Here is an 18,055-nt window from a genome sequence, read left to right as displayed (position 1 = left end):
CGCGCCGGGTGCGCCGATCCGCGCCCGGCACGCCGCCGACTCCCCGCGCCCGCGGCGGACCGGCCGCCCCACCGCGTACGGTTGAGGGTCCCCGTATGAGCCGCCCCTCGACCGACCCCCGCACCGCCGCGCCCATCGGCGTCGCGGACTACGCCGCCCGCATCGGCGCGGCCCTGCGCGAGGCCGGCCCGGCGGTCGTCGAGGGCGAGGTCCAGCGGCCCAAGCAGGGCGGCCGCGGCGTCTGGTGGTTCGACCTGACCGACGGCGAGAACGTCCTGCCGTGCTCGTACCTGCCGTGGCTGACCCGGCGCCGCGGCCCGGGCGGGCCCACGCACACGCCCCGGCACGGCGACCGCGTGCGCGTGCGCGTGCGGCACACCGAGTTCTGGGGCGGCGGCGGACGGCTGCGCGTGGTCGTCGACGACGTCGAGACGGCCGGGGAGGGCGAGCTGCTGCGCCGCCGCGCGGAGCTCGTCGACCGCCTGGCGGCCGAGGGGCTGTGCGATCCGGAGCGCTTCCCGCCGCTGCCGCGCTTCCCCCGGGGCGTCGGCCTGATCTCGGGCGCGGACTCCGACGCGCTCAAGGACGTCATCCGCGGCCTGCGCGACCGCTTCCCCGCGGTGCCGGTGATCACCGCGTGCTGCCGGGTGCAGGGGGTCGCGGCGCCGGGCGAGATCGTCGACCGGCTCGCGCGCCTCGACGGCGACCCACGCGTGGACGTCATCGTCGTCGCGCGCGGCGGCGGGTCGGTGCAGGACCTGGCGTGCTTCGACGACGAGCGGCTGTGCCGGGCGATCCGCGCGATCGCCACGCCGGTCCTCACCGCGATCGGGCACACCGACAACAACCCCGTCTGCAACCACGTCACCCACGCTGCGTTCGTGCCCCGCCACGCGGCCGAGCGCGTCGTCCCCGATCGCCGCGAGCTGCTGCGCGAGGTCGACCACGCCGCCGCGGCGCTCGACCGGGCGGCTCGCGCCCCGGAGGCGCTGCGGCGGGGGCTGGATGCCACCGCCCACGCGCTGCACGGCCGCGGGCGCCTGGAGCGCTACCGCGCCGCCGTCCACGCCGCGGGCCGGACGGTCGACGGGCGCGCCCAGGGGTTCCTGCGCGGGATGCACGGCGAGCTGACCGACGCCTGCCGCGCGCTCGAGCGCGCCCCCGAGCGGGTGCGCGCGCAGACGGCGCAGGTGCGGCACACGCTGGACGCCCGGCCCGTCGGGGCGCTCGCGGACCGGGCGGCCGCGACGCTGCGCCGCGGGGTCGAGGAGCACGCCCGTCTGCTCGACGCCGCCGACCCGCGCCGCCGCGGCTGGATCGCGGCGCTGGGGGACGACGGCCGCGTCGTCCGGCACGTCGCCGACCTGCGCCCCGGCGAGGCGGTCGCCCTGCAGCTGCAGGACGGCACCGCCGACGCCACGATCACCGCGCTGCACCCCGAGGACGCCCCGGCGTCCGACCGTCCCGACGAGGAGCCCGCATGAGCCCCGAGACCGATGCCCCCGTCGAGCTGTCCTTCGGCGCCGCCTACGAGCGCCTGCAGCAGGTCGCGGCCGAGCTCGGCGCCGACGCCGCGATGGCCCCGGAGCGCCTGATCGCGCTGCTGCGCGAGGGCAAGGGCCTGGAGCGCGCGCTGCGCGAGCACCTGGACCGGATCGAGCAGGAGGTCCGCGCGATCGACGAGGGGGAGGGCGCCGCGCGCTTCCGGATCGTCGACGGCGCGCCGAGCGGCGCCCCGGACGCGCCGTCGGGCGCGGGCGTCGGCGCGTCGAACGGCGTCTCGGGCGTGCCGACGGCCCCGCCCGGGGACGGCCTGTTCGGCGAGGATCCGCCGCCGTCCGGGCCCCGCCGTCGGGACGGCCCGCCGGCCGGCGCGCCGCCGACGCTCGGCTTCGGCGACGACGACCTGCCGTTCTGACCCGCGTGGCCGACCCCACCGCCGGAGCACGCCCACGCCCGGCGCTGCGGCGCCTGCCGCATCGGGCCCGCTCCGTCGCCCAGGCGGCGTGGGCGGCGCGCGTCACCGCGGCGCGGATCGGCGTCTCGTTCGTCACTCCGCTGCTGCTCCTCGTCCTGCTGGGCCACCCGCACGAGGGTGCGGTGGCCACGCAGGGCGCCTTCGCGGCGATCTACGCGCGCGACGAGCCGGTGCGCCGACGGCTGCGCGTCCTGGTGTCGGCCGGCCTGGGGCTCGTCCTCGTCGTCAGCCTGGGCACCGTCGTGGGCGGATCCGCCGTCGCGACGGTCGTCGGCGCCGGCCTGGTGGCGGGCACCGCGGCGCTCCTGGGCATCGCCTGGGACGTCGGCAAGCCGCGCGAGTTCGTCATCGTCCTCTCGTTCCTCGCATCGACGCAGTACGGCGGCGGGCTGTCCGCGGTGCCCGAGCGCGCCGCGCTCGTCCTGCTCGGCGCCGCGATCGTCACCGCGATCGCGATGGCCGCGCTGCTGCACCGCCCGCGCGGGCCCGAGGAGGACGCCGTGCGGCGCTTCCTCGTCCGCCTGGCCCAGCTGCTGGGCGCGGTGGGGACCGAGGACGCCCCGGCGGCCCGCCACGACGTCCTCTTCGCCGCCGAGCACGCCCGGACCGTGCTGACCCGCGCGGGCCGGTCGCGCCGCGACCAGGACCGCCTGGTGACGATCGCCGTAGCGGGCGAGGCGGTGCTCGACGCCGCGCTCGGCCTGGTGCTGCGCGACGCCGACCGGCTCGACCCGGGGTGGGCGCGGGCCGTCCGGCGCGTCGAGGCGTCGCTCACCGACCCGCCCGCGGCGGCCGACGTCCCGCTGCCGGACGAGACGGTCGGGACGATGCACGGCGACCGCTTCGCGCGGATGATGCACCGGCTCGTCGCCGTCGCCGACCCGGCGCGGGGGCTGCAGGCCACGCTCGTCCCCTTCGGCACCCGGCGCCTGCACCGCCGGCGCGTGGCGGTGCTGCGGCGCGCGCTCCGGCGGGGCTCCCTCGTGCGGGCCACCGCGCTGCGGATCGGCGTCGGCGTGGCCGTCGGCACCGCGGTCGGGCTGCTCATCGACGAGCAGCGCGGCATCTGGGTGGGCCTGACGACGTCGGCGGTCATGCAGGCGTCGAACGTGACGCTCACGCTCGAGCGGACCGTGCAGCGCGCCGCGGGAACGATCGTGGGCGTGGGGGTGGCCGCCGCCGTCCTGGCGCTCGACCCGACCGCCGGCATGGTGGTGCTCGCCCTCGCGGTCTGCCAGACGCTGATGCAGGCGACGCTCTTCACCGCGTACGGGGTGGCGACGGTCTTCGCCACCCCGATCGCCCTCCTCATCGTCGACCTGGGCCTGCCCGGCACGCCGGCGGGCTCGCTCGTCGGCGCGCGCGTGGTCGACACGCTCCTGGGCTGCGCGGTGGGCCTGGCGGCGCGGCGCCTGCTGTGGCCGCGGTCCGCCGCCACCCAGCTCGGCGCCGCCCAGGGCGCGGTGATCGAGGCCGCCCGCGACGTGCTGCACGCCGCGCTCACGCGGGCCGAGGCGCCGTCGAGCGCCCTCGTGCGCCGCTCCCGCCGCACGCTCCACACGGCGCTGCTCAACCTGCAGGCCGTCCACGAGGACGCGGTCGGCGACCTGGTGCTGTCCAGCCGGACGGCCGACGAGCGCTGGCCCGCGACGGCCGCGGTGCAGCGCCTGGCGCACGCGGTGATGGCCTTCCCCGCGACGGCGGACGAGACGCCCGCCGTCCGGGCGCAGCTGCCGGCCCTCGACGCCGCCCTCGACGCGCTCGCGCACATCGCCGAGGGCCACCGCGCCCCGGCGTGGGTACCGCTGCCGACGCTGGAGGGGTATCCGGCGACCGAGCGGGCGCTGACGCGGCTGCGGGACCTGCTGGCGGGCGAGGCGGGGACGAGCGGCCCCGAGGTGCGGGGCGCCGCGCGGGGCGCGGTCGCGCCGGCCGGCTGAGCGGCGGCGCGCTCGCGCCGGGCCGGGCATGGGCGCCTGTCCGGTCCCCGGGGGCGGCCGGGGCGCGCGATCGCCTCGGCCGGTGGGGGGCGGGACGGGATCCCGGCCCGGTCCGACGACCTCGGTCACGAAGGCGGCACGGTTCCGGCACAACGGCGGGGGAGAGAAGCGCGCGGCCCGCAGGTATCGCTGGCATGTCGACCCGTTCCGCCCCGTTCCCCCTGCTGGTCGTCGAGGACGACGACCTGACCCGCGCCTTCCTGCTCGAGCACCTGACCGCCGACGGCTACGACCCGACGCCGGCCGCGAGCCTGGCCGAGGCGACCGCCCACCTGGCGACCGCGTCACCAGCGCTCGTGCTGTCCGACGTCACGCTGCCCGATGGCTCGGGCCTGGAGCTCGTCGAGCGGATCCGCGCGGCGGACGGGATCGTCTCGCAGGTCGATCCCGCCACCCCGGTGCTGCTGCTCACCGGCCGCGACGGCGAGCTCGACCGCGTGCGGGGGTTCGAGCGGGGGTGCGACGACTACCTCGTCAAGCCGTTCTCGTACGCCGAGCTGCGGCTGCGGATCGCCGGGCTGCTGCGCCGGGTGGACCGGCGGCCGTCGGCCGGGGTGCTGCGGATCGGCGCCCTCGTCGTCGACCCGGCGCGCCGCCGCGTCACGGTGCGCGGCACGACGGTCGCGCTGACGCAGAAGGAGTACGCGCTGCTGCTCGCGCTCGTCCGCGAGCCGCTGCGGGTGTTCACGAAGGACGAGCTGCTGCGCACCGTCTGGGGGTTCCGCTCCGCGGGCGTCACGCGGACGATCGACTCGCACGCGTGCCGGCTGCGGCGCAAGCTCGCCGTCCACGGCGACGAGTTCGTGGTCAACGTGTGGGGCGTCGGCTACCGGCTCGTCGACGCGGCCCCCGAGGCCGCCGTGATCCGCGAGGGGGTGATGACGGCGTGAGCCCGCTGCTGCTGGCCGGCTGGCTGCTGGCCGTCGCCGCCGCGAGCGTGCTGCTCGCCGAACGCCGCTGCGCCCGCCGGCGCACCGAGCGCATCGTCCGCGCCTGCCACGAGCTGCGCGGGCCGCTCACCACCGTCATGCTCGCCCTCGACGCCGGCGACCGCGAGCCCGCCGCGCGACGGGACGGCCGGGGCGAGCTGCTGCCTGCCGTCGCGCTGGAGCTCGCCCGCGCCCGCCGCGCGGTCGAGGACCTCGGCGCCGCCGCCCGCGGCCGCACCGGCCGCGACGAGCGCCGCGCCGTCGACGTCCACGCCCTCGTGCGCGACCTCGTCGCCGTCCATGACGTCGCCGCCCGCGCCGCCGGCCGCCACGTCGTGCTGCTGCCGGGCGCCGGCGACGCCGTCGTCCTCGGCGACCGCGCCCGCCTGGCGCAGGCGATCGGCAACCTCGTCCACAACGCGCTGGAGCACGGCCAGGGCACCGTCCGCGTCGGCGTCGCCGTGCGGGACGGCGCCGTGCACGTCGAGGTCGCCGACGACGGCCACGGCCTGCGGGTGCCCGTCGAGCGCCTGCTTGCCTCGGCCGCCCGCGGGCAGCGCGGTCGCGGCATGCGCATCGTCGCCGACGCCCTGGCCAGCCACGGCGGCCGGCTGCGTGCCGCGCCTCCCGGCGGCGGCGCCCGCCTGGTCGCCGAGCTGCCGGCCGCCACCCCCGTCTCCTCCCGGGCGGTGCCCCGGTGACGCGTCGGCGCCGCGCCCTGCTGCTGCTCGGCCTGGCCGTCGTGCTCGGCGCGCTGGCCGCGGGCGACGTGAGCCGGCGCGAGCGCGCCCTGCGCGCCGCCGTCGGCCCCAGCGTCCCCGTCGTCGTCGCCGGGCGCGACCTGCCCGCCGGCCGGCAGGTGGACGTCGCGGCGCTCGCCGTCCGGCGCGTCCCGGCCCGCTACGCCCCCGCCGACCGCATCGCGTCGCCGGACGAGGTCGCCGGCCTGCGCCCGCGCGTGGCCGTGCCCGCCGGCCGCGACGTCACCCTGCCGGTGCTCGACACCGGCGGCGGCCCGCAGCTGCGGCCCGGCGAGCGCGTCGCCGACCTCGTCGCGACCGGCGACCCCAAGCTCGTGCAGCCCGGCACCCGCGTCGACCTGCTCGTCACGCGCGACGGCGGCGGCGAGGGCGGCGCGACGCGCCTGGCGCTCGAGGACGCCGAGGTGCTGCGCGCCGAGTCCGCCCCGGACGACCCGACCGGCGAGACGCAGGGGCGGCGGGTCGCGGTGGGGCTGCGGGTGACGGTCAAGCAGGCCGTCTACCTGGCGGCGGCGCAGAACTTCGCCAGCGAGCTGCGGATCCTGCCGCGCGGGCCGGGGGACGAGCGGCGCGGCGCCGACGGCACCGTCGCCCGCTCGACGCTGGAGGGCCTGGGATGAGCGTCCACCGCGAGATCGCCGCCGACCTGCACGCGCGCGTCGTCGCCCTGGCCGCCGCGCCCGCCGAGGGCGGCGTCAGCCCCGCACCCGAGGAGCTGCTCGACGAGGTGCTGCGCCGCGACGCGCCGCTGCTGCCGCCCGAGGACCGCGCCGAGGTGCGGCGGCTGCTGCTCGAGCGGACGGTCGGTCTGGGCCCGCTGGAGCCGCTCCTCGACGACCCCGAGGTCGACGAGATCATGATCTCGGGCACCCGCCCCGTGTGGGTCGAGCGCCGCGGCCGCCTCGAGGAGACGGCCGTGCGGTTCGCCGACGACGCCGAGCTGGCGCACGCGATCGAGCGGATGCTCGCGGGCGCGGGCCGCCGCGTCGACCGGGCCGATCCGCTCTGCGACGCCCGGCTGCCCGACGGCTCGCGCGTCCACGTGGCGCTGCCGCCGCTGGCGGTCGACGGGCCGGCCGTCACCATCCGCCGCTTCCGGGCCCGCCGCTGGACGGCGGACGAGCTCGTGCGCCGCGGCACCTGGACGCCCGACGTGGCGGCCGTGGTGCGGGAGGCGGTCGCCGAGCGCCGGTCCGTCATGATCAGCGGCGGGACGGGGGCGGGCAAGACCACGACCCTCGGGGCCATCTCGGCGCTCCTGGACCCCGCCGAGCGGATCGTGACCGTCGAGGACACGGCCGAGCTGCGTCTGGGGCAGCCCCACGTCATCCGGCTCGAGGCGCGGCCGCCCCGGACCGACGGCACGGGCGCGATCACCATCCGCGAGCTCGTCCGCAACGCGCTGCGCATGCGGCCCGACCGCATCGTGGTGGGCGAGGTCCGCGGCGCCGAGGCCCTCGACATGGTCCTGGCGATGACGACGGGCCACGACGGCTCGCTCTCGACGATCCACGCGAGCTCGCCCGAGGCGGCGCTGCGCCGCCTGGAGACGCTGTGCCTGATGGCCGACGTCGGCCTGCCGCACGTGGCGATCGCCCGGATGGTGGGGGACGCGGTGGGGGTCGTCCTGCAGCAGAGCCGCGGGGCCGACGGGCGGCGGAGGATCACGGACGCCGCACACGTCCGGGCGACGGCCGACGGCTGGGCGCTCGAGCGCGTGCCGCTCGCGCCCGACGCGGGGGAGGCGCCGTGAGCGGGGCGGTCCTGGCGGCCGCCTGCGCCGGCGCGCTCGCGGGCGCGGCGGCGGGTGAGCTGGCGCCCGACGGCGTGCGGGCCGCTCGCCGGGCGCTGCGGCGTCGGCACGCGGACGACGGCCCGGCGCCCGACGGCCTCGGCCGGCTGGCGCCCGCCGCGGCCGCCGCGGGGCTGGTGCTGTTGGCGCTCGGCGCGCCCACCGCGGCGCTTCTCGTGGGCGGCGGCCCCGGGGCGGTCCACGCCGTCCTCCGGGCGCGGGCGGCGCGGCGCCGCCGGGCGATCACGCTGGGGGCGCCGCTCGTCGCCCGCGCGGTCGCCGACGCGCTCGACGCGGGCCACGGGGTGCGCCGCGCCCTGGCCGAGGCGGCGCGGGCGTCGGGTGTGGACGGCCCGGCCGCCGACGAGCTGCGCCGCGTCGCCGCCCGCCTGCAGGCCGGCGACCCGCTGCCGGCCGCGCTCGACGCCTGGCGCGCCCGCACCGACGAGCCCGCCCACCGCACGATCATCGCCGGGCTGCTGCTGCACGGCGAGGCGGGCGGCGAGCTGGCGGACGTGCTCCGCGACGGCGCCGCGGCGCTCGAGCGCGCCCGGCGGGCGACCGCCGAGGCGGAGAGCGCCATCGTCCAGGCGCGGGCGGCCGCCCGCATCGTCGGGGGCATCCCGGCGCTCATCATGGGCGGCGCGGTCGTGCTCGCCCCCGGCGCGGTCCGCGCGATCACCGGCGAGCCGCTCGGCGCGTTGCTCGTGGTCCTCGCCGTGGTGCTGCAGCTGGCGGCGGTCGTCGCCGTGCGCCGCCTGACCGTGGGGCTGGCGCGGTGAGCGCCGTCCTGCTCGCGGCCGGTGCCGGCGCGGCGGCCGGCGTGGGGGCGGGGGAGCTGCTCGTCGCCGCCGCCGTGCGGCGAGCCGCCCGCGGCGGAGCCTCGACGCGTCCGCCCGGCACGGAACGCGGCGTGCTCGGCGCCGCGCTGCGCCTGGGGCGCCGCATCGGGCGGGCCCCCGGGCGGCGGCTCCCGCTGCCGGCGGACGCTGCCGCCCGCCTGGACGCCGCGGGGCTCTCGCCCGCCGTCACCCCGGCCGACCTGGCCGCCGTCCGCGGCGCCGGCCTGCTCGTCGGGCTGGCGGCGGCGCTCGCGCTGCTCCCCGTGCTGGGGGCGGGCGCCGTCCTGCTGCTCGCGTGCGTCCCGGCGGCGCTCGTCGTGCTGCCGGGCGTGCTCGTCGGCCGGCGCATCCGCCGGCGAGCCGCGGCGATGCTCGTCGAGCTGCCCGACGCCATCGACCTGATCCGCATCGCGCTGCGCTCCGGCCGCTCCGTGCCCGAGACGCTCGCCCGCGTGGGGGCCCACCACCCGGGGGCGGTGGGGGCCGAACTGCGCCGCGTGGGGGCCGAGGTGCGGATCGGGGTCGGCACGGAGCCGGCGATCGCCGCGCTGCGCCGTCGCATCCCCGCCGAGGGCGCCGCCGAGCTGACCGCGCTCCTGCTGCGCACCCACCGGCACGGCGCGTCGGCGGCCGCGGGACTGCAGGCGCTGGCCGAGGACCTGCGGGCCCGCCGCGCCCGCGCGGCGATCGACCGGGCGTCGCGCGCCGCGCCGAAGGTGCAGCTCGTCGTGGCGCTCCTGCTCGTGCCCGCCGCGATGCTCCTGATCGCGGCCGGGCTGCTGCAGATGCGCTGACCGACGCCCGCGGGCGCGCAGCGTGCGAGAGTGGCGCGATGCGCCCAGGAGACGCCGTCCACCCCGCCGCCGCGGCCCGCCCGGCCGACGCGCGCACGCCGCACGACGCCGGGACCGGCGCGGGCCGCCGCCGCGCGATCGTCGCCTGCGCCGCGGCCACCGTGGCGTGCGGGGCCCTCATCGCCGGCGCCGCGTCCGTCGCCGGGCCGGCGACGGCCGCGGCCGCGGCTGCGACCTGCACGACCCCCGCCCCGAAGGCCCGCGGCGCCGGGGCGGCCGCGCCGCGCGTCAAGCGGATCGTGCGGCGGGCCGGCACGAACGTCGCCCGCAGGCCGCGGATCGCGTCGACGAGCGGCACGCCGCCGCGCCGGCTGGTCGTCGACGACGTCGTCCGCTGTCGCGGCGGCGCGGCCGCGAAGGTCGGCGACACGCTGCAGGTGCGCTACAGCCTCGCCGTGTGGGGGCGCCGCGGCACGATCGAGACGACCTGGGGGCAGCCCGGGCCGATCGCCCTCGCCCTGCAGCGCGACGCGCTCATCGACGGCTGGGTCGAGGGGCTGCCCGGGATGCACGTCGGGGGCCGACGCGTCCTGGTGGTCCCGCCCCGCCAGGGCTACGGCGCCGCCGGTGCCGGCAAGGTGCCGAAGAACGCCACGCTCGTCTTCGTCGTCGACCTCGTGGGCCTGACCCGCCCCTGACGGCGACGCCCGCCGGCACCCGCGGTCGGGGCCCGCCGGCCACGGACACCCGCCGTCGCCGCCCGCCGGCCACGGCTACCGCCGCCCGCCGGCTACCGCCGCCCGCCGGCCGCGGCCGCCCGCCGGCTATCGCCGCCCACCGGCTACCGCCGCCCGCCGGCCAACGCCGCCCACCGGCCGCGGCCGCCCGCCGCCACCACCAGGCACCCACGGCCACCGCCATCGCGCGGGCCCTGCGCGATCGGCCCGTCGTCGCGGGCCGTCGACGGGGCCGCCGGGCGGGACCCGCAACGACGACGGGCGCCCCGTGGGGCGCCCGTCGCGACGTGGGCCGGGCGCCGCGCGGCGCCCGGGAGAGCCGGGCCTAGCGGCCCGGCGACGTCGTCGTGCCGGCCGGCGCGGGGGCCGAGCCGTCGTAGTCCACGACGAGCGTGCCGCGGAACGTCTTCGGGCCGGTGAAGGCCTGCGACGCCGCCACGAGCTTGATGCGGCTGAGCACCTGCATGGCCTGCTGCGTCTCGCGGTCCATGCGCCCGCCCATGCCGGCGACGCCGTTGAGCAGGTCGCCGAACGCCTGCGGCTTGACGAGCACCATCGGGGCGTCGCCGCCCAGGGCCGCCTGCGCGTCCTTGTAGAGCTGCTCGCCGGAGAGCGTGCCGCCCTTGCCGAGCGCCGCCTCGACGGACGAGGTGCCCAGGCCGATGACGAACGTGTCGCCCTTCACCGCAGCGGCGAGCTGCGTGGGCAGCTGGCCGAGCGGCGCGACCTTCGCGGCGTCGGCGCCCTCGATGTCGCGGTCCTGCGCCGGCAGGCCGTTCTTCTGCGCCAGCGACGCGAGCTCGTCGAGCAGCGCCTTCGCCGAGGCGGCGTCCGCCATCCACATCGTCACCGCGCCGCCGATCGACATCAGGCTGTCGCCGCGCACGCCGATCGCCGCCGTGCGGACCTTGCCGAGCGCGTCCTTCAGGCGGTCGGAGATCTTCACGCCCGGGATCTGGCTCAGCGCCGTGAGCGGATCCTGGCCGGTGCCCTTGTAGACGTTCAGGCTGGTGCTGCCGCCCGCGGCGAACCACGAGCCGGCGGGCAGGTTCGCCACCGCGGCCGCGCCGTCCTTGGCCGACTGGGCGCCGTCCTGGGCGATGTCGGCCGGCAGCGTGCCGCCCGTCTCGACCTTGATCCGCCCCGGCTTGCCGAGGATCGCGGCGGCGACCGTCGCGTCGACCTTCGGGATCTGGCCGCCGTCGAGGGACCAGCCGCGCATCATCGGGGTGGACCCGCCGAACGAGCCTCCGAGGTCGCGCTGGGCGCGGGACGACAGCGCGGCGCGGGCCTTCGTCTTGACCTTGAACGCGCGGTTGAAGGTGTCCGCCTGCTGCAGGTCGGCCCACACGACGGCCGCGGCGTCGCCGCTGGCGCGCACCTGGGCGATCGCGCCCTTGTAGCGCTCGCTCTCGGCCAGGGTGCCGCCCTTGGCGGCGGCGATCGCGGCCTTCACGCCCGCCTCGGTCCCGACGACGAGCTCGTCCTCGCCGAACCACGCCACGACGTCGTCGTCGCGGTAGACCGTGGCGCCGTCGAGCGTCGTCTTCTTCGCGTCCTTCATCTCGGGCGCGAGGATCTGCTCCAGCTTGGCGGTGTCCTTGACCTCGGCGACGACCGCGGCGTCGACGGGCTGCTTGCCCGCGGGCTTGCCGCCCAGCACGAAGCCACCGACGTGGTCGCCGAGCAGGGGCAGGACGTCGTCCTTGAACGTCTTGCCGCTGTCGAGCGGCTCGTCCATGTCGAGCGCCTTGATCAGCTCGTCGCCCGGGTCCTGGACGCCGAACATGCCGGCGATCTGCTCGATCGTCGCCTTCGTGTCGCCCTGGGGGCGGATCGACGTCTCGGCGAACGCCGCGGCGTTCGCGGGCACGTCGTCGGACAGCGCGGCCTTGAGCTGGCCGGCCTGCGCGGCCGACGCGGGGGTGGCCTTCGCGGGCGGCTCGTCGGCGCTCTTGTCGTCGCCGCCGCAGCCGGCCACGGCCAGCGCACCGGCGAGCATGGCCGCCACGGGGGCGGCGCGGCGCACGGAGCGGGGAAGGGAGTTCGCGGTCATGGGGCTAGGTCCGCCTGGTCGGGGATGCGGGCGCCCCCGATCCTACGGGCTTCCGAGCGGTCGTGAGACGCCTTTCGCCCCGCGCGTCCCACGGGAGCCGTGGCGCATGGCCGCTCGCGGGGCGTCAGCGCGTCAGCAGCCCCCGGAGCGCGGCGACGACCTGCGCGGGCGCCTCCTCGGCCATGAAGTGCCCGCACGTCACGGTCTCGTGGTGCAGGTCGGGCGCCCAGGCGCTCCAGCGGGCACGCGCGTCGTAGGCCATCTCGGCGCCCCAGTCCTGCTGCAGGACGGTCACCGGCATGGTCAGGCGCCGGCCGGCTGCTCGGTCCGCGCGGTCGTGCGCGACGTCGGCGTGGGCGGAGGCCCGGTAGTCGGCGACGATCGACGGGATCGCCGCGCGCGACGCCTGCAGGTACGCGGCGCGCACGTCGGCGGGGATCGCGTCCGGGTCGCGGGTCCAGACGTCGAGGAAGTGGCCGAAGAAGGCGTCGGAGGCCCCGGCGATCAGGGCCTCGGGCAGCCCGGCGGGCTGCGCCATCAGGTACAGGTGCCAGGCGACCGCGGCGGTCGTGCCGTGCAGGACCTCCCAGGTGTCGATCGTCGGCAGCACGTCGAGCGCCGCCAGGTGGGTGATCGCCTGCGGGTGGTCCAGCCCGGCCCGCACCGCGACGAGCGCGCCGCGGTCGTGGCCGGCCAGGGCGAAGCGGTCGTGCCCGAGCTCGCGCGCCAGGGCGACGACGTCGGCGGCCATCGTGCGCGCGGAGTACGTGTCGCCGTCGGCCTCGGCCGGCGCGTCGCTCGCGCCGTAGCCGCGCAGGTCGGGGCAGATCACGGTGTGGTCGGCCGCCAGGTCGGCGGCCACGTGCCGCCACATCAGGTGGGTCTGGGGGAAGCCGTGCAGGAGGACGACGGGGCGGCCGGTCCCGCCGACGGCCGCGTGCAGGGCGACGCCGTCGGCCACGGGCACGCGGTGCGTCGCGAAGCCGGGGATGCCGGGGAGGGACGGGGCGGCGGGGGTGCTCATGACGGCCATGCTGCGGCGCGCCGATCAGCGGCCGATCAGCGCGCGCGCAGCGGCCGGCGCCCGGCCACGCGCGGCTACAGTCCCGACCGTGTCCGCCCCGCGCCGCCCGTGCCGCCGGTGAGGTTCCGCGTCCTCGGGCCGCTCGAGGCGGAGGACGCCCGCGGCGTCGTCGACCTGAAGGGCCCCCGGCACCGCGCCGTGCTCGCGCGGCTGCTCGTCGCGGAGGGCCGCGTGGTGCCCGCGGCGACGCTGGTCGAGGACCTGTGGGACCACCCGCCCGACGGGGCTCTGGGTGCGCTGCAGACGTTCGTCGGCGCCCTGCGCAAGGCGCTCGAGCCGGACCGTCCGCCGCGGAGTCCGGCCCGCCTGCTCGTGACCGTGGCGCCCGGCTACGCGCTGCGGGCCGCCCGGCAGGACGTCGACGCGTGGCGCTTCGCGGACCTCGTCGCCACGGCCGGGGACGACCTGACCGCCGGGCGCGCGGACGCGGCGCTCGCGGGCCTGGACGACGCGCTGGCCCTGTGGCGGGGGCCGGCGTACCCCGAGGCCGCCGACCACGACTGGGGCCGGGCCGCGGCCGCGGCCCTGGACGAGCTGCGCGCGCTCGCCGTCTCCCGCCGGGCCGAGGCGTTCCTGGCCCTCGGCCGCCCGGCCGACGCCGTCCCGGCGCTCGAGGCGCTCGTCGGCGAGCGCCCGCTGCACGAGCCCGGGTGGGGCCTGCTCGGGCTCGCCCTGTACCGGGCGGGACGTCAGGGCGACGCCCTCGCCGCCGTCCGTCGGGCCCGCACGGCGCTGCGCGAGCACGCCGGCCTGGACCCCGGCGCCGCGTTGCGGACGCTCGAGGCCGACCTGCTGGCGCAGTCGCCGGCCCTCGACCGCGCCGGCGCGGCCGCCGGGGCCGGACGTGTCCGCGAAGACCCGGGCCGCGCGGACGCGGCCGGCACGACGGGCACCGGGCCGCCGCCCGTCGTCGGCCGGGACGCCGAGCTCGCCGCCCTGCTGCGGGCCGCCGACGGCGTCCGGTCCGTGGGCGCGCCCCGCCTGGCGGTCGTCTCCGGGGCCCCCGGAGCCGGCAAGACCGCGCTGACCGACGCCCTCGCCGGCCGGCTGCGCGCCGCCGGGTGGCGGACGGGGCGCGGCGCCGCCCCGGAGCTGCCGGGTGCGCCCGACGCGTGGCCCTGGGCGCAGGTCGAGGCGACGCTCGGCACGCCCGCGGCGGACGCCGGCGACGCCGGTGCGGACCCGCTGGCCGCCCGCTTCCGGCGCCACCGCGCCGCGGCGCAGGCGCTCGCCGCCGTGACCGCCCGCGGCCCGGTGCTCGTCGTCCTCGACGACCTGCACTGGGCGGACGAGGAGACGCTCGGTCGCCTGACCGCCGTCGCGGGGGACGCGGCCGCCGGTCCCGTCCTGCTCGTCGGGACGTACCGCACGACCGAGGTGCCGACGCCGCTCGCCGACGCGCTCGCCCGCGCGGCGCGGCTCGAGCCGGCCCGCGTCTACCTGGGCGGCCTGGACCGCGACGCCGTGGCGGCGCTGGCGGCCGGCGTCGTCGGCCGCCCGCTGCCCGAGGCGGACGCCCGCGCGATCCACGCGCGCAGCGGCGGCAACCCGTTCCTGGCCCGGGAGCTGGCGCGCGTGTGGGACGCCGAGGGGCTCGCCGGCCTCGACGCCGTGCCGGCGGGGGTGCGCGACGTCCTGCGGCAGCGCCTGGCTCGCCTGCCGGCGCCGGCCCTGGGCGTGCTGCGGCGCGCGGCGATCCTGGGCGACGCGGTCGATCTGGACGTCCTCGTCCCGCTCGTGGGCGACGAGGAGGCGGTCCTGGACGCCGTCGAGCACGCGCTCCTCGCCGGCCTGCTGACCGAGGACGGGACGGGGCTGCGCTTCGCCCACGCGCTGGTCCGCGAGACCGTCCACGACGACGTGCCCGTCGCGCGCCGCGTGCGCTGGCACGCGGCGGCCGCCGCGGCGCTGCGGGCGCGGCGGCCCGACGACGCCGAGGCGATCGCCCACCACGCCGTGCGGGCCGGCGACCGCGCGCCGGCGGAGGACGTCGCCCGGGACGCCCGCCGCGCGGCGGAGCGGGCGGAGGCGCGCTTCGCCCCGGCCGACGCGGCCGGGTGGTGGCAGGCGGCGCTCGACGCGCAGCACCGGGGCGGCAGCGCCGATCCGCGGGCGCGGCTGCAGGCCCGCATGGGGCTCGTCCGCGCCGCGGCCGTCGGCGGCGACCTGGCCACCGCCCGCCGCCGGCGCGCGGCCGCGCTCGACGACGCGCAGGCGCTGGGCGACCCGGTGCTGGTCGCCGAGGCGATCGGCGCCTCCGTCGTCCCGGCGGCGTGGACGACGAACGACGACGAAGCGCTCGCGGCCAGGATCGCGGACGCGGCCGAGCACGCCCTCGCAGCGCTGCCGCCCGGTCACGACGTCCACCGGACCCGCCTGCTGGCCGCGATCGCGACGGAGCGCCGCGCCGACGCGGGGCGGGGTGCCGAGGCGGCCGCCGCCGCGGAGGCGCTCGCCCGCCGCAGCGGCGACCCGGCGCTGCTCGCGCTGGCGCTGAACGCCCGCTGGCTTCAGGCGTTCTCGCGCGCCGGGCTGGCGCCGGAGCGCGCGGCGATCGGCGAGGAGCTGCTCGCGATCGCCGGGAAGGGGGAGGGCCTGACCGCCCACGCCGTCCTGGGCCACCTCGTCGTGCTCCAGGCCCGGACGGCGCTCGCCGACCTGGACGCCGCCGACCGGCACGCCGCGGCCGCCGACGCGCTCGCGGCGCGGCACGGGCTGCCGCTCGTGGCGGTGTTCACGGCGGGCTACGCGGCGCTGCGCGCGGCGATCCGCGGCCGGCACGACGAGGCGCGCGCGGCCTACCGGACGCTCGGCGTCCGGCTGCGCGGCGCGGGCATGCCGGGCGTCGAGGCGGGGATCGTCCCGCTCGCGCTCCTGGCGCTCGACCTGCCCCGGGTCGATGCCGCGCAGGCGGACGCCGCCTTCGGGCCGTACGCGCCCTGGGTGCGGCCGTTGCTGCTCCTCGCCGAGGGCGACGCGGAGGCGGCCCGGGCCGCGGCGGCCCGCACGCCGGCCTCGCCGGGGGACGTCCTGCTCGAGGCGCGCCTGACGCTGCAGGCGGTCGCCGCGGTGCGGACGGGCGACCGCGCCGCGGCCGAGCGCCTGCACGCCGCGCTCCTGCCGGCGGCGGACGAGCTGGCGGGCGCCGGCAGCGGGATGGTGACCACCGGCCCCGTCGCCCTGCACCTGGCCGCCCTCGCCGAGACGCTCGGACGCCCGCGCGACGCGGCGGCCCACCTGCGCCGGGCCGCCGCGGTCGCGGGCCGCGTCGGCGCGCCGCACTGGGCGGCGCAGGCGGCGGACGGGCTGCGCCGCCTGGGCGGCTAGTCGCCGGGGCGGTCGGCCCGTAGGGCCGCCAGGTCGTCGTCGCGGCGCGCCCAGGCCACCGTTCGCGGGTCGCCCGCGTTCGCCGCCGCCAGGTGCTCGCGGGCGCGCGCCAGCTCGCCGGTCGCCGTGCGCAGGCACGCCAGGTGGTAGTGCACGAGCGGGTGCCCCGGGTGGTCCCGGTGCGCCGCCTCGAGCTCGGCGATGCCGCCGGCCGTGTCGCCCGCCTCGTGCCGTGCGTACGCGCGCGTCCAGCGCGTCCACGCCGACGGCGGCCCCGCGGCGCCCGGCGCGCCGCCCACCACCAGCACCGTGGTGCCCGCCTCCTGGGCGACGAGCTCGCGGGGCGTGCCGGGCGCCGCGCGCAGCAGCGTCCCCGCGGGCGCGTCGTGCTCCGCGCCGTCGACGCGGGCGACGGCGTGGCCGGTCAGCACGACGTACAGCTCGTCGTGCCCCGCCGCGCCGCTCGTCGTCTCGTCGTGGGGCTCGACGAGCACGACGCCCGGGCCGTCGGCGCGGAACACGTTCGCCGCCGCGCCGGTGAACCCGACGGCGTCGCGCAGCGCGGACCAGGACACGCCGGCCGCGGACGGGACCGCGTCCAGGGCGTCGAGCCGGCGGACGGCGGGGGAGGGATCAGGGACGGCGGCCATGCGGCCGACCGTACCCGCGGGAGCTGGGCGCCGGCGCGACCACGGAGGCGCGACGGCCCGCGCGTCCGCGGGCGGGAGCAGCCGTGCGGCGGTCGACGGGTCGCGCGCCCTCGGCACCACGCGCGCGGTGCCGCCGCCTGCGGGTTCGCGGGCGAGAGCCGTGCCGCGGCCGGCCCGCCCACGCGCCCTGGACCGCACCCGATCCGACGCCGCCGGACGACCGCGCCCCACCGCCCCACCGCGGCCCACCGAGGTGCCCCACATCGCCCCACCGGCTCGCCACCGCGCCCCCGTACGAGGCCTCGAACGCGGCCGCGCCGACCGAACGGGACCGAACATCGGCGTCCGTCCGACGAACGCCCGTTCCTATTTCTCCGTGCACCGGATCTTGCAACGGGATATGAAACGGCCTGTCTCAGGTCAAGTTCTGCGGTGCTAGCGGGAGAAACGTCGTGCGAACGCGTGTTCCGCCGGAGGCGCCGGTACGGTCGAGTGGGGCGCTGGGGCGAAATCGTGGTGCGTGGTGGGGGGCAGTGGGGTACATTCCGCTCAGCGAGTCGGGCCGGGGCGCGGTTCCTCCCACCGCACCCGGCCCGGCTCGCACCGGTCATCTCGCCGGTCACCCGCCTTGTCGGACCTCCAGCTCCAGTCCCAGTTCGAGCTCACGCTCGACGCGAAGAACCGCCTGACGATCCCGGCGCGGTTCCGCGAGCCCTTCAAGGCCGGCCTGGTCCTCGTCCGCTCCTTCGACGTGCCCGCCGTCGGCATCGAGCCGGTGGAGGACTACCGCCGCTTCGTCGAGGCGTCCCTCCGCGGCCGTCACCCGCTCGACCCGCGCACGCGCCAGATCGAGCGCTCGCTGAACTCCGCGGTGACCCCGGCCGACCTGGACGGCCAGGGACGCGTCACGATCTCGGGACCGTTGCTCGACCACGCGAAGATCACCTCCAAGGACGTCCTGCTCGTCGGCTCCGGCCGGCGCTTCGAGCTGTGGGACCGCGAGGGCTGGGCCCGCTACGCGCCCGACCTGCAGAGCGCGATGCTCGACATCGCGAACGAGATCGGCGCCCAGCCCTTCCCGTTCGACCCGCCCGCGGAGGGCTGA

At 79.4% G+C, this 18,055-nt stretch carries 15 protein-coding genes; 12 read left to right on the top strand and 3 right to left on the bottom strand.

Annotation, left to right across the window (positions count from 1 at the left end):
* Positions 1–95 precede the first annotated feature (95 nt).
* The 10 genes from xseA (at position 96) to J3P29_RS11715 (ending at position 9,794) form a co-directional block, all read left to right on the top strand.
* Positions 96–1,484 (top strand): exodeoxyribonuclease VII large subunit, encoded by a 1,389-nt coding sequence (xseA, locus tag J3P29_RS11760; protein WP_210493591.1) that lies wholly within the window; start codon positions 96–98, stop codon positions 1,482–1,484.
* Positions 1,481–1,918 (top strand): exodeoxyribonuclease VII small subunit, encoded by a 438-nt coding sequence (locus tag J3P29_RS11755; protein WP_210493590.1) that lies wholly within the window; start codon positions 1,481–1,483, stop codon positions 1,916–1,918. The genes xseA and J3P29_RS11755 overlap by 4 nt, the downstream gene beginning before the upstream one ends.
* A gap of 5 nt (positions 1,919–1,923) precedes the next feature.
* The gene (locus tag J3P29_RS20765) at positions 1,924–3,918 is read left to right on the top strand and encodes an FUSC family protein (RefSeq protein WP_210493589.1); all 1,995 of its coding nucleotides are present in this window, start codon (positions 1,924–1,926) and stop codon (positions 3,916–3,918) included.
* Between the two features lie 194 nt (positions 3,919–4,112).
* Positions 4,113–4,868 (top strand): response regulator transcription factor, encoded by a 756-nt coding sequence (locus J3P29_RS11745; RefSeq protein ID WP_210493587.1) that lies wholly within the window; start codon positions 4,113–4,115, stop codon positions 4,866–4,868.
* Positions 4,865–5,608 (top strand): HAMP domain-containing sensor histidine kinase, encoded by a 744-nt coding sequence (locus J3P29_RS11740; RefSeq protein WP_210493586.1) that lies wholly within the window; start codon positions 4,865–4,867, stop codon positions 5,606–5,608. Before J3P29_RS11745 ends, J3P29_RS11740 begins: the two co-directional genes overlap by 4 nt.
* On the top strand, positions 5,605–6,288 hold the full coding sequence (locus tag J3P29_RS11735; protein ID WP_210493585.1) for an RcpC/CpaB family pilus assembly protein: 684 nt from the start codon (positions 5,605–5,607) through the stop codon (positions 6,286–6,288). The genes J3P29_RS11740 and J3P29_RS11735 overlap by 4 nt, the downstream gene beginning before the upstream one ends.
* Positions 6,285–7,421, top strand: a complete 1,137-nt coding sequence (locus J3P29_RS11730) for an ATPase, T2SS/T4P/T4SS family (RefSeq protein WP_210493584.1) — start codon at positions 6,285–6,287, stop codon at positions 7,419–7,421. Before J3P29_RS11735 ends, J3P29_RS11730 begins: the two co-directional genes overlap by 4 nt.
* On the top strand, positions 7,418–8,242 hold the full coding sequence (locus J3P29_RS11725) for a type II secretion system F family protein (RefSeq protein ID WP_210493582.1): 825 nt from the start codon (positions 7,418–7,420) through the stop codon (positions 8,240–8,242). Before J3P29_RS11730 ends, J3P29_RS11725 begins: the two co-directional genes overlap by 4 nt.
* Positions 8,239–9,096 carry a type II secretion system F family protein gene (locus tag J3P29_RS20760; RefSeq protein WP_210493580.1) on the top strand — a complete coding sequence of 286 codons (858 nt, stop codon included), beginning with the start codon at positions 8,239–8,241 and terminating at the stop codon, positions 9,094–9,096. The genes J3P29_RS11725 and J3P29_RS20760 overlap by 4 nt, the downstream gene beginning before the upstream one ends.
* A 38-nt stretch (positions 9,097–9,134) precedes the next feature.
* A complete protein-coding gene (locus tag J3P29_RS11715; RefSeq protein WP_210493579.1) occupies positions 9,135–9,794 on the top strand; it encodes an FKBP-type peptidyl-prolyl cis-trans isomerase in 660 nt (219 codons plus the stop codon).
* A gap of 364 nt (positions 9,795–10,158) precedes the next feature.
* On the opposite strand, the gene J3P29_RS11710 is transcribed toward J3P29_RS11715, so the two are convergent.
* Both J3P29_RS11710 and J3P29_RS11705 read right to left on the bottom strand, forming a co-directional pair.
* On the bottom strand, positions 10,159–11,889 hold the full coding sequence (locus J3P29_RS11710; protein ID WP_210493578.1) for a hypothetical protein: 1,731 nt from the start codon (positions 11,887–11,889) through the stop codon (positions 10,159–10,161).
* 124 nt (positions 11,890–12,013) lie between these two features.
* On the bottom strand, positions 12,014–12,913 hold the full coding sequence (locus J3P29_RS11705) for an alpha/beta fold hydrolase (RefSeq protein WP_210493576.1): 900 nt from the start codon (positions 12,911–12,913) through the stop codon (positions 12,014–12,016).
* Positions 12,914–13,030: 117 nt separating this feature from the next.
* On the opposite strand from J3P29_RS11705, the gene J3P29_RS11700 reads away from it, so the two are divergent.
* The gene (locus J3P29_RS11700) at positions 13,031–16,300 is read left to right on the top strand and encodes a BTAD domain-containing putative transcriptional regulator (RefSeq protein ID WP_210493575.1); all 3,270 of its coding nucleotides are present in this window, start codon (positions 13,031–13,033) and stop codon (positions 16,298–16,300) included.
* Here J3P29_RS11700 and J3P29_RS11695 read toward each other — a convergent pair.
* The gene (locus tag J3P29_RS11695) at positions 16,297–16,950 is read right to left on the bottom strand and encodes a tetratricopeptide repeat protein (RefSeq protein WP_210493574.1); all 654 of its coding nucleotides are present in this window, start codon (positions 16,948–16,950) and stop codon (positions 16,297–16,299) included. The genes J3P29_RS11700 and J3P29_RS11695 overlap by 4 nt on opposite strands.
* A gap of 628 nt (positions 16,951–17,578) precedes the next feature.
* Here J3P29_RS11695 and J3P29_RS11690 point away from each other — a divergent pair.
* Positions 17,579–18,055: a hypothetical protein gene (locus tag J3P29_RS11690; protein WP_210495044.1), complete on the top strand. Its 477-nt coding sequence runs from the start codon at positions 17,579–17,581 to the stop codon at positions 18,053–18,055.

This window comes from Patulibacter sp. SYSU D01012 (genome assembly GCF_017916475.1).
Lineage (GTDB): Bacteria > Actinomycetota > Thermoleophilia > Solirubrobacterales > Solirubrobacteraceae > Patulibacter.
The sequence above is the reverse complement of the archived record's forward strand: the minus strand, read 5'-3'. Positions and strand labels throughout refer to the sequence as shown.

Coding starts and splice junctions, on each gene's coding strand:
- J3P29_RS11705 (WP_210493576.1), bottom strand. CDS start 12,913: ATGAGCACCCCCGCCGCCCCGTCCCTCCCCGGCATCCCCGGCTTCGCG.
- J3P29_RS11695 (WP_210493574.1), bottom strand. CDS start 16,950: ATGGCCGCCGTCCCTGATCCCTCCCCCGCCGTCCGCCGGCTCGACGCC.
- J3P29_RS11730 (WP_210493584.1), top strand. CDS start 6,285: ATGAGCGTCCACCGCGAGATCGCCGCCGACCTGCACGCGCGCGTCGTC.
- xseA (WP_210493591.1), top strand. CDS start 96: ATGAGCCGCCCCTCGACCGACCCCCGCACCGCCGCGCCCATCGGCGTC.
- J3P29_RS11745 (WP_210493587.1), top strand. CDS start 4,113: ATGTCGACCCGTTCCGCCCCGTTCCCCCTGCTGGTCGTCGAGGACGAC.
- J3P29_RS11755 (WP_210493590.1), top strand. CDS start 1,481: ATGAGCCCCGAGACCGATGCCCCCGTCGAGCTGTCCTTCGGCGCCGCC.
- J3P29_RS11710 (WP_210493578.1), bottom strand. CDS start 11,889: ATGACCGCGAACTCCCTTCCCCGCTCCGTGCGCCGCGCCGCCCCCGTG.
- J3P29_RS11715 (WP_210493579.1), top strand. CDS start 9,135: ATGCGCCCAGGAGACGCCGTCCACCCCGCCGCCGCGGCCCGCCCGGCC.